General features: G+C 64.4%; 10 protein-coding genes and 2 pseudogenes. 4 read left to right on the plus strand and 8 right to left on the minus strand.

The window, feature by feature from the left end; translation table 11 throughout:
- Positions 1-106: 106 nt before the first annotated feature.
- Positions 107-535: a MerR family transcriptional regulator gene (locus EHS43_RS24295; protein WP_125192887.1), complete on the minus strand. Its 429-nt coding sequence runs from the start codon at positions 533-535 to the stop codon at positions 107-109.
- A 63-nt stretch (positions 536-598) separates the two neighbouring features.
- On the opposite strand from EHS43_RS24295, the gene EHS43_RS24300 reads away from it, so the two are divergent.
- Positions 599-1387: an SDR family oxidoreductase gene (locus EHS43_RS24300; RefSeq protein WP_125192888.1), complete on the plus strand. Its 789-nt coding sequence runs from the start codon at positions 599-601 to the stop codon at positions 1385-1387.
- A 242-nt stretch (positions 1388-1629) separates the two neighbouring features.
- Here EHS43_RS24300 and EHS43_RS48005 read toward each other — a convergent pair.
- A pseudogene (locus EHS43_RS48005) lies at positions 1630-1841 on the minus strand (IS110 family transposase); the annotation flags it as partial.
- A 488-nt stretch (positions 1842-2329) separates the two neighbouring features.
- Between EHS43_RS48005 and EHS43_RS24305 the strand changes: the two are divergent.
- Both EHS43_RS24305 and EHS43_RS24310 read left to right on the plus strand, forming a co-directional pair.
- Entirely contained in the window at positions 2330-3046 is a 717-nt protein-coding gene (locus EHS43_RS24305; RefSeq protein ID WP_185806379.1) for a GntR family transcriptional regulator, read from the plus strand.
- Between the two features lie 340 nt (positions 3047-3386).
- Positions 3387-4010 (plus strand): hemerythrin domain-containing protein, encoded by a 624-nt coding sequence (locus tag EHS43_RS24310; RefSeq protein ID WP_185806380.1) that lies wholly within the window; start codon positions 3387-3389, stop codon positions 4008-4010.
- A gap of 454 nt (positions 4011-4464) precedes the next feature.
- On the opposite strand, the gene EHS43_RS24315 is transcribed toward EHS43_RS24310, so the two are convergent.
- Positions 4465-4827, minus strand: coding sequence for a DUF4913 domain-containing protein (locus tag EHS43_RS24315; protein WP_260470686.1), 363 nt, complete (start codon positions 4825-4827; stop codon positions 4465-4467).
- An 855-nt stretch (positions 4828-5682) separates the two neighbouring features.
- Between EHS43_RS24315 and EHS43_RS24320 the strand changes: the two genes are divergently transcribed.
- A complete protein-coding gene (locus tag EHS43_RS24320) occupies positions 5683-6894 on the plus strand; it encodes a DUF418 domain-containing protein (RefSeq protein WP_260470685.1) in 1212 nt (403 codons plus the stop codon).
- Positions 6895-6906: 12 nt separating this feature from the next.
- Here EHS43_RS24320 and EHS43_RS48010 read toward each other — a convergent pair whose 3' ends face one another.
- The 5 genes and pseudogenes from EHS43_RS48010 to EHS43_RS24345 all read right to left on the minus strand — a co-directional run.
- Positions 6907-7824 (minus strand): transposase, encoded by a 918-nt coding sequence (locus EHS43_RS48010; RefSeq protein WP_312023436.1) that lies wholly within the window; start codon positions 7822-7824, stop codon positions 6907-6909.
- A 438-nt stretch (positions 7825-8262) separates the two neighbouring features.
- Positions 8263-9465 carry a glycoside hydrolase family 19 protein gene (locus EHS43_RS24330; protein ID WP_125192893.1) on the minus strand — a complete coding sequence of 401 codons (1203 nt, stop codon included), beginning with the start codon at positions 9463-9465 and terminating at the stop codon, positions 8263-8265.
- A 315-nt stretch (positions 9466-9780) separates the two neighbouring features.
- The gene (locus tag EHS43_RS24335) at positions 9781-10419 is read right to left on the minus strand and encodes a hypothetical protein (RefSeq protein WP_125192894.1); all 639 of its coding nucleotides are present in this window, start codon (positions 10417-10419) and stop codon (positions 9781-9783) included.
- A gap of 339 nt (positions 10420-10758) precedes the next feature.
- Positions 10759-11508 (minus strand): annotated as a pseudogene (locus EHS43_RS24340) (IS5 family transposase); the annotation flags it as partial.
- A gap of 234 nt (positions 11509-11742) precedes the next feature.
- The coding region (locus tag EHS43_RS24345; protein ID WP_185806381.1) for an aldo/keto reductase at positions 11743-12005 on the minus strand (263 nt) is incomplete at its 5' end.

Genomic DNA, 12005 nt, shown 5'->3' on the forward strand with positions numbered 1-12005 from the left:
GTGGAGCGCAGGTAAGACCGGGACTCGCCCCGGCGCCGCGCGGCGAAGCAGGAACCCACTCGACACCGCAGCCTTCAACGGCGCGGTAGGCGGGAATCGCCGTCCTTCAGGGCGGCGAGGATGTCAAACCGTTGTTCTTCTTACAGTCCCGCTCAACGGAGCAGTGGGGTTGGCTGCTGAGGCCGGCGGGGGTGGTCGTGCCTGTGAGGTACCGGTCGAGCATCTCGCGGCGCTGAGCGATCTGCTGCTCCTGACGGGCGAGTTCGTCGCGGATCTGCCGGACCCGTTCCAGGAGTTGTGTGCACTGGCCCGCGGGGGGTGTCGGGGCGGTGCAGGGAAGGATGTCCCGGATGATCTGGGAGGGCAGCCCGGCGCGGTAGAGGTCTTGGATGAAGGCGACCTGGCGTACGGCTTCCTCACCGTACTCCCGGTATCCGTTGGGGCGGCGGTGGCTGGAGAGCAGGCCTTGGTCCTCGTAGTAACGGAGGGAACGGGTGCTGGTCCCGGTGGCCCTGCTGAGTTCTCCGATGCGCACGCCGTCTCCTTCATCGATCCATGCTTGACATTGACGTTAATGTCAAAGTTTACGGTTCTGGGCATGAACACGAAAGAACAGACGAGGCCGCGGACTGCGGTGGTGACCGGTGCCGCGACAGGCATCGGGGCCGCGATCACCGAGCGGCTGGCTGGGCAGGGGATGGACCTGGTTCTGGTTGCACGGGACGGCGCGCGTTTGGAGGCGGAGGCCAAGCGTCTGCATGCCGATCACGGGGTCCAGGTGTCGACGCTGGCGCTGGACCTGTCGCACCCGGGTGCGCCTTCCCGGCTGGCCGAGTGGCTGGTGGGGGCGGGAACCGAGGTCGATGTGCTGGTCAATAATGCCGGCGTGAGTCTGCTGGGGCCGGTGGCCGGCAGTGATCCGGTGCGGCTGCGGGGCCTGGTTGACCTCAATGCCGGTGCGGTGGCGGAGCTGACGGCGCTCTTGTTGCCGGCCATGGTGGCGCGGGGGAGGGGTGCGATCGTCAACATCGCGAGTACCGGTGCGTATGCTCCCGCTGCGTATGTGGCCGCCTATGCGGCTTCGAAGGCGTTCGTGCTGTCCTTCACCCAGGCGGTGTGGGCCGAGACGAAGGCGACGGGGGTGCGGGTCGTGGCGGTCAGTCCCGGTCCGACCGACACGGCGATGAACACACGGCGTGTGCCGGGCAAGCGCGAGCCGGGTTTGGTCGCGGATACGGTCATGTCCGCTCTGCGCGGCCGGGGCCCGGCGGTCGTGGACGGCCGTCTCAACAGCTTCCAGACCTTCGTCTTCGGCCGCTTGTTGCCCGCGTCAGCGACGGCCCGTATCTCGGAGCGAGCCTTTCGCAAGGCGGCGCTCGGAGAATGAAGCTCCGTGTCCACCCCGATCGTGCTGGTCAAGGGACAACTCTGAGACTCATGGAGCGCCACCCCGGGGCCGGGGTCTGACCCGTGGGATGACTGGCCCTGGCTGCCTTGTTCAAGATCTGTCGGCTTCGGGTCCTGGGCGGCGTTGCTGCCGCCCGGACCAGTGGGCGTGTCCCATGGACATCTCGGGATCTGAAACTGCCAAGCAGCAGCTGCCATTGGTGAGGTCACGGGTGGCTTGACGGCATGTTCTTCATCGAAGAGAACTCGCTTTTGGAGGTGTGGAACTTGCCCGGGCAGGCGGTTGGACAGGTGCCGCTGTGCTTGTGCGTGCCAGTCGCCGACGTCGCGTGGTGGCGGTAGTGGGCCTGCACTCTGGGTGATGAGTGCAGGGAGGAGAAGGCCCAGAGATAGCCGGCGTGGTGGAGCCGGCTGTTCTTGACCATGCGGCGCCCGGCGTGGCTCGCTTCATCTGCTGGCGCCGGACCTGAGCGGGCCCACACCGCTGGCTGTTCACCTACGAGCGCATGCCCGCGGGACCTGGGTCGTGGACAAGTCGCACTGGGATGGCCTGCCGGAATGGCATGGGCCGCCGCACCACCATCCAGGTTTCCGGCGTCGCTGTCGCCCAGTAAACCAGCCCATCCGACAGCCCATTGCAGAACCTGCTCAACCGGTGCTTGATGTCGATGACTGCGGCGGCGTCGGATGAGCTCATTCCTTGATTCATGCGGCGAAAGTATGCCTCCCTCCCTGGGGCGGCTTCCTTGGACCGTGCGGATCCGGGTCCCCTGGGGCTCTGATCCTGAGCAGGGCTGTTGCAACGACAGAGAGGGGACGGGATCGGTCCTGCCATCTGGTGGCGGGGCGAAGTCGACGCTCGGTCGCAGATCCACCGCCTCCCCTATTGACTATTTGCTATAGCAGGAGCATGCTTGCCGTCATGTTGATTGACGACCTAGGCCCGATGGAGACCACATCCCTGGCCGACCAGGCTTACCGGCGGCTTCGGGAGGCGATCCGCGACGGAGCACTGAGACCTGGTGAGAAGATCACCGAACGCGATCTCGCAGCCCGGCTCGGCGTCAGTCCCACCCCCGTGCGGGAAGCGCTGCGTCAACTCGTTCACGAGAGGGTCGTCGAACGGGTTGGTCCGCGTGGGCTACGGATCGCCCCATACTCTTCGGCGGCGCGCTCGGAGATCGTCGAAGCGGAGGTCCGGCTGTCTGCACTGATGGCGCGCCTGGCGGCGCGCAACGCAAGCGCCGAGCAGCTTACGAGCCTGGCGTCACTGCTGACGCAGGCGGACCGGATCATGTTCTCTATCGAGAAGGCGACCGCCGAACAGGGCTCGGAAGCGGTCATCACCGACGAGCTGACAGCCATCTTCCGCAAGATGCGCCTCTTCCACCAAGAGGTGGAGGCGTGCGCAAAGAACCCCGTACTGACAGGCCTGCTGAACCAAGCCAGGGCATTCAGTTACGAGGAACGACTCGATCGCACCATAGAGATCGTCCCCGCGCAGGCCGAAGCTTTCCATACCCGCTACCAGGAGCACCACGAACTCTTGGATGCCCTGCTCGCACGGGACGAGGACCGGGCCGAGGAAGTCGCGACTCGCCACCATCGCTCCGCACTCGTGCAGCTCTCCAGCTGCTGACTCATTTCAAACTACCGCCTAGCCGTCCGGCCTTGATCTGTGCCGTCGGATAGGCATCCCTTACTCGCTATAGCATATGGCAATGGAGTTCACCGTGAATCGATCCTCCTACCGCTTACGGAACTACGAGTCTGTGAGTCCGAAGCGCACCCAGTCCCTCGACCTGCCCCGCGGCGAGGCCAGCGCCCCGACTCTGCCGTCGCGTACCTGTCCAACCGGATGGGGCACAGGCACGCCACGCGCTGCGAAGTCGGACTACCCATCGTCAACCCACTCGATTGACAGAAGCGAAGACCCAGTCCTTACCGAACGAATAGCTGGCGAGAAGAGGATGACCACCGTGAGCATCGAACCGCCGAGTTCCCTGGCGGTCTCCCAGGTGAAATTGCTGCACAGGGTGCAGCGAGTCGCAACGACCCTGCTGGTCGACGCTGCACAGCGTGACACGACCCCGTCATCAGCGCTGGCCGAGCTGCAGTCGTTTCTGGTCACGGCGTTGCTGCATTATCACCAAAGCGAAGACGACTTCTTGTGGCCCGAGTTGATCACAGCTGATCCTGAGGCCGGAACCGGTCTCATCGAGCTCAGCGCCGAACATGATGCACTAGAAGCGGCGGTGTCAACGCTGGACGCTGTTCGCCTGAGGACCGGAAGAGACCGAGCAAGTCTGGCTGCAGCGGCGGAGGCGCTGCGCAACCTGTTACACAACCACCTTGAGCACGAGGAATCGCTGCTGTTGCCGTCGTTGGAGACGCATGTGTCCGACGAGGCTTGGATGAAGTTCTCCCACTCGATGATCGCCTCGATCCCACCCTCGTGTGCCAACCTCAGCCTCGGCTTCTTGGAGCAGGTAGGGACCCCGGCAGAGTTCACGATGGTCACAACGAACCTTTCACAATCTGCTCAGCAGTTGGTTCCAGCTATGCGCGAGCAGGGCCTAAGCATCCTGAACAGCCTTCGATGAACCGCCCTCAGGTGCTCGCACGATCGGCAGTTTCAGCCTCAGCACCGACCGTGTGGGGTGCGGTAGACAGAAGATTGATGCCACCGCCGATGCCCGTCACGATATGGGCCCCGGTGCCGATGCCCGGCATGTGCACCAACCCCAGGAGCCCCATCTGCCCCGACGAGAGGTCAGGTCCATCGCGCAACCCCTCTGCTGGCACGGCCATCGAGGAATTCGGCCATCAGCCCCCTGACTTTCCTTCAACCGTCGTGTTGCAGGCTGTATTCACTTCGCACGCACTCTTCCCCCCCGCTGCACAGAACAGCGTGTCGGCTCTTCCTGCATCCCACCGGATACGAGCACGCACGTCCCGCTCCGCAATCCGCCCTCGGTCTGCATGATTCGATGGCGAGATGTCCCAACCAGGGGGCATCTTCACCACCGGCCACACCAGCTCACAAAGAACAGCCGGTCAGGCCTGAATGGGCGAGGGGCCGAACGGATCCATGGCATCGACAGAAGGAGCCTCCTTCGCCCGGTGGGCGTTGGGCTTGCAGCCGGCGAAGGGACCCATAGGATCCCGCAGATTGTTCATTACCTGCCCCAAATAGTCACGGTGCCAGTTAGCGGGCCCGCACGTTTGAGAGCCGGGCCCTGTCAACTCGCCCCAGGCAAGCCACAGGCCGTGGAGTTGAGCGACCGCTTCCGGGTGCTCCCACCACCGAGAACACCAGGGGGCCGTGGACGTGACTTCTCGGCCATATACAGGAAGCAGTACATGGTGCGTCCACAGGGTCAGTTGCCGAAGGGTATGCGCATATTCGGGACCCTCCATGTAAAGAATGAATCGCGGTGGACTCGGGGTATTCTCCTGTTCAGCCTTTCCGTTTGCCGTATTGTCAGGAACGGCGCTCTGTGCTTCTGCGGAAACCTCGGCCGTCTCATGGGACATCGCAACCCTGCTCTCTCAAAATCTCCTGCATTTGTTACGCACTGACACTACGTCCAAACGCCAGGTACGGTTCAGGAGTCTTGCCTCAGGGTTGGGGCAACGGAGACCTGTTGGGAGAAGAGCAGTCGCTTCCCACTGCGGGGCCAGTCCATGGAGGCACCGGGTTCCTCGCTCGTGCGGACGGAGTCCGAGAGGGCACCGTGTCGTGGGGTGACGGCTGGACTCCGGCGAGGCGCCACCGGGGCGCGAGCGCCGGACTGGTGGGGACCGCAAGCGAGCAGTACACATGGATCCGGGTCTTCGGCTCGATTGCTTTACGCGAGAAGGAGTTATGGCTCCACCTCTGTGCGGCGGCCATGGGTGACGAATGAGGTTCCACAGGCCGTAGGTGAAGTCGCCCGAGAATGAGCAGTCGGCGTCAGGCCGCTTGGGAGGGCAGTTCGGGGCCCTTCAATTGCCGGATCGTCGTGCCGCACCGCAAACGTCCGCACCGGCAGTAACGCTCACTGCGAGACGCGGGTAGTCGTCGCCACCGTGCGCGCCAGGCCAGTTGGGCCCGCTCGTTCTCGTCGCTCGCACGATCACCCAACGGCGCCTTGCAAGGGCATCAGGGAACCGAACTGAACTATCCCCGCGATGGGGCCGTTACGCCCCTGCACGGTTGTCGAACATCGCTCACAGCAAGCTTCCACCACCCGACTCCATCATCACCCCATCGCACGGCCCTGGAGGCCCCTCTTGCGCTTCTCTTCCTTCACATCGACACGTGCGTCTGCCGACTCGGCGCGTACGGAGACGACTCAAGGGAACCGTGTTCAGGAGGTAGACATTCTGCGTGGCTTCGCACTACTGGGCATCCTCCTGGTCAACAGCCTGATCATGGCGGGGCCGCATCTAGGGCCGCAGAGCGGATCGTCCGTCGGGTCACACGCCGACAACGTGGCCGAGTGGCTGGTCACGGCGCTCGTCACTACAAAGTTCTATCTGCTCTTCTCGTTCCTGTTCGGATACAGCTTCACACTGCAGAGGGCTGCTGCCGATCGCGCGGGCAAAGCTCTGGCTCCCAGACACCTGCGTCGTCTGAGCTGCCTGTTGCTGCTTGGCCTCGTGCACGGGGTGCTGTTATTCCCCGGCGACGTCCTAATGGTCTACGCGGTGTTGAGCCTTCTACTGTTCGCCCTCAGGAATACCTCACCACGCACAGCTCTGTGGACCGCGGCCGGCCTGGTCGCATGTGCGGCAGCGTGCCTGCTGGCCTGGGGTCTGCTCACGGTCGCTTACTCGCAACCGATGCCCACGGGGGCCTTCACGACCGCGCTGGAGAGAACGAGCGTGGCCCGCCGGGCAACTCCGGGCTCGGTTGTCAGCTCCAACCTGCAGTGGCTGCGCGACACGCTGGGCTGGGAGATCATTTACGGCAGCGACATGCTGGCGGCAATTCTGGTTGGCATGATCGCAGGCCGTAGCGGGGTACTCGCCAGTCCCTACCGCTACCGCAAGAGCATGATTCGCATCGTCGTTCTAGCCCTGCCGTTCGGTCTGACCGGTAGCGCGTTCATGGCGGTATGCCGCAATGGCCCTCTTGACCCGCGCTGGTATGACGTCGGCTCGGCCGTTGGCTTGGTGACCGCTCCAACCCTGACCGCGGCGTACGCTTGCGGACTGCTGCTCCTGCTACCCACCCGGGCCGGTCGGCGAGTCGCTGACATGCTGGCCCCTGCCGGCCGTATGGCACTGACCAACTACCTCACCCAGTCAATGGTCATGGCACTGGTCTTTACCGGATATGGGTTGGCACAATACGGTCGGTACAGTACTGCCGTAGTCTTGACTGGATGCTTCGTGCTCTACACGACACAGCTTGTAGTGAGCCGGTGGCTAATGGGACGCGTGCGGTACGGACCGGTCGAGTGGCTCCTGCGCATGGCGACGCTGGCACGCAAACCGTGAGCGAGCCTTGCGTTAGTACTCCAGCAGCGTTTCGCTATCTGGCCTGGTCAGAGGCATCGTCGGGAGTGTAGTTGGCTGATGGCACGTCAGGGGCGGCCTTACCGGACCGCCCCTCCAACGAGTGGCATCGTCGCCAGTAATGGCAGTGAGCTTCTTCAGTAGTGCCTCGTGAGGGTGATGTCGTGGCAGGTGTTGACGACGCTCCCGAGCAGGGAGATTGCCGCCGTGCTGATGCCGGCCGTTGCTTCCGGCGTCACCCGATCGGTGGCCGTTCTGAAGAGGCTCAGTGATAGACGCGCGGGCCCTTGGCGCCGTCGCCGCACGAGCGTTGCTCCCATGTCTCAGCCATCGCCTGGCTGAAAGGTGGTCGATGCGGCCGAAGCGCGGCACCGGCTGGGACTTCGGGACGGCGAGCACATAGCCGACGGCGGTTTCTTCCAGCATCCGACGAAAGCGCCACTCCTGGCCGTAGGCGGCATCGGGGGTCACCCAGTCGATCGGCAGCGGGGAGGTGAGTGCGCGCAGCACGATTGTCCTGGCCAGCTCTGGTTTGGTGGCGAAGACCCTCTCATCAGGGATTTTGGCGGCGCGGCAGCGTTCGCGGTCGTCCGTCCAGGACTTGGGCAGATACAGTTCGCGGTCCACCAGGGCGCGTCCGCGGGTGGTGGCGTAGGCGGCGAAGACGCCGATCTGGCAGTTCTCGGTGTGGCCGGCGGTGCCGGAGTACTGGCGCTGCACGCCCGCAGAGGTGGTGCCTTTCTTGACGAAGCCGGTGTCGTCGAGGATGAGGACCCCGTCGGCCTCGCCGAGCTCGTGGCGACGTATGCCTGCAGGTCGTCGCGGACGTCGTCGGCGTTCCAGATGGCCCCGTTCAGCGGCCGTCGCAGGCCGTCGGGGGTGCGGTGGCCTGCGTGTTCGGCCAGTTGCCAGCCGTTTTTGCGGCCGACAGGGCCGAGCGGGGCGCGGACGTAGTCACGCATGCGGCGTCGCAGGTCTGCGCGGCCGAAACGGTGGCCGATGCGCAGGAGGAGGTCATCGAGTTCACGGTCCCAGGTCGCGTCGGCAAGGTCGTCGATCACGCGGGGAGGCTGCCCTCATCTACTCAGACAGTTCTCGATGTCATTCGTTGGAGGGGCGGTCCGGCAAGGCCGCCCCTGACGTGCCATCAGCCAACTACACTCCCGACGATGCTTCTGACCAGGCCAGATAGCGAAACGCTGCTGGAGTACTAGTAGTGCTGATGCGGGCTGGGGCCGCCGTCTTCGTTGACAGCCCCAGCCGGCTGCACGTGCCGACGCTCGAAGCATCGCCCGTGAATCGATCTTCCGTGAGTCAGAGGTCGGAATGATCTTCAGTTCCGTTCCTCCCTCAGCAGGAGAGGTTGTCTCCTGGGGGGACGTTCAGAATCTGAGTGAAGTGCCGGTAGGAGTCGACTCGGCTCTGTACCTGGGCGGTGTTCCTGCCCTCACATTCCAGGGCGCCGTTGAGAGAGCGGATCGTCTGCCCGAAGCCGGCCTGGTTCGCCATGGCGTCATGCGGGGTCATGGTGCCTGGGCCGGACTGGGTGTTCCAGTACCACAGGCCGGTCTTCCACGCCACCGTAGCGTCGTTCTGGACCAGACCGGGGTTGTTGAGCAGGTCGATGCCCAAAGCGTCGCCCGCTGCCTTGTAGTTGTAGTTCCAGCTGAGCTGGATCGGTCCCCGGCCATAGTAGGCGTCTTGCCCGGCGGGGCAGCCGTACGATTGGCTGAGATCGCAGTAGTGCGGATAGTTGGTGGTGTTTTGCTCGACGATGTGGACCAGGCCGCCGGTTTCGTGACCGATATTCGCGAGGAAGGCGGCCGTCTCCTGCTTCCTGACGGTGTCGTTGCCAGCGGTGGCGAAGCCTGAGTATGCGCTCAGCGCAGCGGTCAGGCCGCTGTAGGTGTAAAAGGGGTCCCGGTTCGGGAACATCTCGTTGAACTGCGTCTCGCTCACCACGAAGTCCCCGCCCGAACCCGGAGCTTGCGCCGGAGCGGCCTTGCGCGACTCCAGAAGGGAACCCTGTTCGGCCCATTTCTGGTTCGCGGCGCCGGTGCAGGTCCAGATCTGCAGCCGCGCACCGTTGGCGCTGTTGTTGTCACGTACATCAAGGCACTTGTCCGCGGCAGGGTTGACGATGTCCTGCGCCTCGGTCACCACCCACTGCTGATTGGGAGCGCCATGGCATTCCCACAGTTGGACGGCCGTTCCGGCGGTAGTATCGGCGCCGTCCACATCCAGACACTTGTCGAATACGCGAAGAGTTCCGTCGTCGTGCTTCGTCACGAGCTGCGCGTCCGTGCCGTTGCAGTCAAAGAGCTGAACCGGGGTGCCGTTGGCGCTGTTCGCTCCCGCCACGTCAACGCACTTGCCAGCCAGACCGATGATCGGGCCCTTCACAGATGACGATCCGGCGGCCGGCAGTATCTTGTCCGGTGTGTGGGAGGACAACAAGGCGGCGGCGACGGCGAGGACACTACCTGCTGCGAGGCCGACACGGGTGAGCCGCCCGGAGCGCCGCCTTGTAGGGCGTGGGATGGTGGGTAACATGGACATCACTCCTTGGTCCAGCGGTGACAGCTAGGGCGTGTTGCGGGTCGTTGTCCCGCTCGGCAGCGACACTCGGTCGAGTGAGGACGCGGACGGATCGGTACCGCCAGGGGACTGAGGCAGGTACCACGGTCAGGAGCCGCAGGCGGTGGTGTCACGCCGCCGGTCCTGGCTTGGTTCGCAGACAAGTGATCGATGGCCGACAGCGGCTCCTCCCTCACCAGAACCGGTGGCCTACCGGTAGGGGAGAGGAGTAGCTCGGCCGTACTGCCCGTCGATTTGCGCGGCTTTCGGGCAAGATTCTCAGCCAGGATGTCAGCCGAGGCCGAAATTGAAGTTCGTCACGTACCAAGCATCGCTGATCTTGGTAGATTCCAGACTGACGTCCAACTGCCCTGCCTCCACTCCGGTGGAGTTGGCCACGATGATGTTGGTGAGTGTCTGTCCGTCGACGACGACCTTGTCGGCGGGTATCACCACCTTGTCACTCGTGCCCGGGACGGTGACGACCTCCACCTTCGGGTTGTCATTGGGCGGCTTGGGCGTGAACGACGTGCGGAACTTGCCGAAGTTGTCCCGCATTTCCTGCGCCTCAGGCGTGTCGCCTTCACACGTCTCCGGGGTGCTGGCTCGCGCCGACGATGAATCGGTGGCCGGCTGCCCCATCAGCTGACAAGCCTCCTTCAGCTGCCCCTTGATCACCGCGGTGACCCATGCTCCCACAGCTCCCTCAGCAGTGGACTGGCCTGTGGCATTGGAAGGCGAGGAGGCAGCCGCACCGTCCTTGCCCCTTGCCTCCTTCGCGCCGCCCACGCTCGAGCTGTGTGCGGCCGGCTTCTCCTTCGCGGTGGAGTCCGAAGACTTCGAACACCCTGTGACGCTCAAAGCCAGCGCTGCCAGTGCAGCCCCGGCAACCCAGCCGACGTTCCTCTTCCTGTACTTCTCCGAGATCATGTCCGGCACACCTCTTTCAGTAATGTCCCTATGCCATGGATTCGTCACGAAACATTGCTCGTGGCGGCAAGGTTTCGAACGGAGAAACGGGTTGGGCGGCCAAGTGGTTCACCGAAGCGTTGTCGTGCGAGACGCGGAGACCACGCCCGCAGCCGACAGACTGAGCGGGTTCCCAGTTGAGGCGCGGGGTGAACAGCGAGGCTTGTCGAAGGGGCGGTGCTCACCACTTCTGAAGCTGGGACTCATGCGTGGCTGGCGGACACCGTCCGCTCTGTCGGTGTGCCACTGACGATGATCGATTACGCCTGTGTTGTGGTCTTCTGCTTGAGGGGTTCGTTAGACGCGCGAGGCGGACGTGTCGGGCCGGTGATCGTACTCGCGGGCCAGTCTGCGGTGCAGCATCAACGTGCCGTTGACCTGCTCCACGATCCACCTCTTCGGTTGCGGGACGAAGCCTTTGCCCTGGTCGGCCGGGTTGCGGCGGGCGACCTCGACGTCGATGTCCAACAACGCGCCATGGATGAGGACTTCGTCCTTGAAGCCCTGGTCCACCAGGGCCTTCTCCAGACGCATCCCGCACCGTTCGGCGGCCTGGTCGAGCAGGGCGGTGCCGGCGGTGTTGTCGTGGGCGGATGCGGCCAGCACGACGACGCCGATGATCAGCCCCAGCACGTCGACGGCCAGTCCCCGCTTGCGGCCCGAGACCTTCTTGTTGGCGTCCAGTCCCGTCGTGGTCTTCGGGACACCGGCTGCCGCGCGGACGGACTGGGTGTCGATGATCACGAGGGACGGGTCCTCTAATCGCCGGGCCTTCTCCCGTACCTGGCAGCGCAGGAGTTCCTGGATTCGCTGGTCAAGGCCGTACTGGCGCCACAGGCCGAAGTAGTGGAACACCGCCGACCAGGCCGGCAGATCATGCGGGAAGTAGCGCCACTGGCAGCCCGTCCGGTTCTGGTAGGAGATCGCGTTCACGACCTCCCGCAGATCGCAGGATCCGGGATCTCCGGTCGCTGACCGTGCCACTCGGCCCTGCTTCCAGGCCGTGATCATCGGCTCGATCAACGCCCATTGCTCGTCTGCTAAACCAATTGACCAAACTCAGGAGCAGTCGGTGGACGTCAGCTAATTCGGTGCCCACGGGCACGTTCCGCTGCGTGTGGCCCTGCTGCTGGTCGCGGTGGCGGGCATCCTCTGCTCACCGCGCTGGCGGGCAGCGCGCAGATCATGCAGTTGCGCGCGACCACCCGCAAGCACCGCCGGGCCGACCACAGAGCTGTGAAAGCCGAGGCCAAGGACCTGTCGAAGGCCCGGCAGTAGCCCGGACTACCGGGAGCTCGCCACAGGGCGCGACTTGTAGAAGGACTCCTCCAGGTAGGCGGTCTCGTGCGGCTGGTAGGGCTCCTCCAGGTAGGCGGCCTCGTCGTCGTCGAGTTCGACGTCCACCGCGGCGACCGCATCAGCCAGTTGGGCCGGCTTGGTGACCCCGACGACGGGCGAGGTCACCACCGGGTTGCGCATGACCCAGGCCAGGGCGACCTGGGCCGGGGACAGACCTCGCTTGCCCGCGATCTCATGGACGCGCTCGA

The sequence above is a fragment of the Streptomyces sp. RP5T genome (genome assembly GCF_003933965.1).
Taxonomy (GTDB): domain Bacteria; phylum Actinomycetota; class Actinomycetes; order Streptomycetales; family Streptomycetaceae; genus Streptomyces.

What these genes read in the sequence shown, in the direction of transcription:
- EHS43_RS24300 (WP_125192888.1), top strand. Translation starts at nt 599, where the DNA reads ATGAACACGAAAGAACAGACGAGGCCGCGGACTGCGGTGGTGACCGGT.
- EHS43_RS24305 (WP_185806379.1), top strand. Translation starts at nt 2,330, where the DNA reads ATGTTGATTGACGACCTAGGCCCGATGGAGACCACATCCCTGGCCGAC.
- EHS43_RS24315 (WP_260470686.1), bottom strand. Translation starts at nt 4,827, where the DNA reads ATGGAGGGTCCCGAATATGCGCATACCCTTCGGCAACTGACCCTGTGG.
- EHS43_RS24330 (WP_125192893.1), bottom strand. Translation starts at nt 9,465, where the DNA reads ATGTTACCCACCATCCCACGCCCTACAAGGCGGCGCTCCGGGCGGCTC.
- EHS43_RS24335 (WP_125192894.1), bottom strand. Translation starts at nt 10,419, where the DNA reads ATGATCTCGGAGAAGTACAGGAAGAGGAACGTCGGCTGGGTTGCCGGG.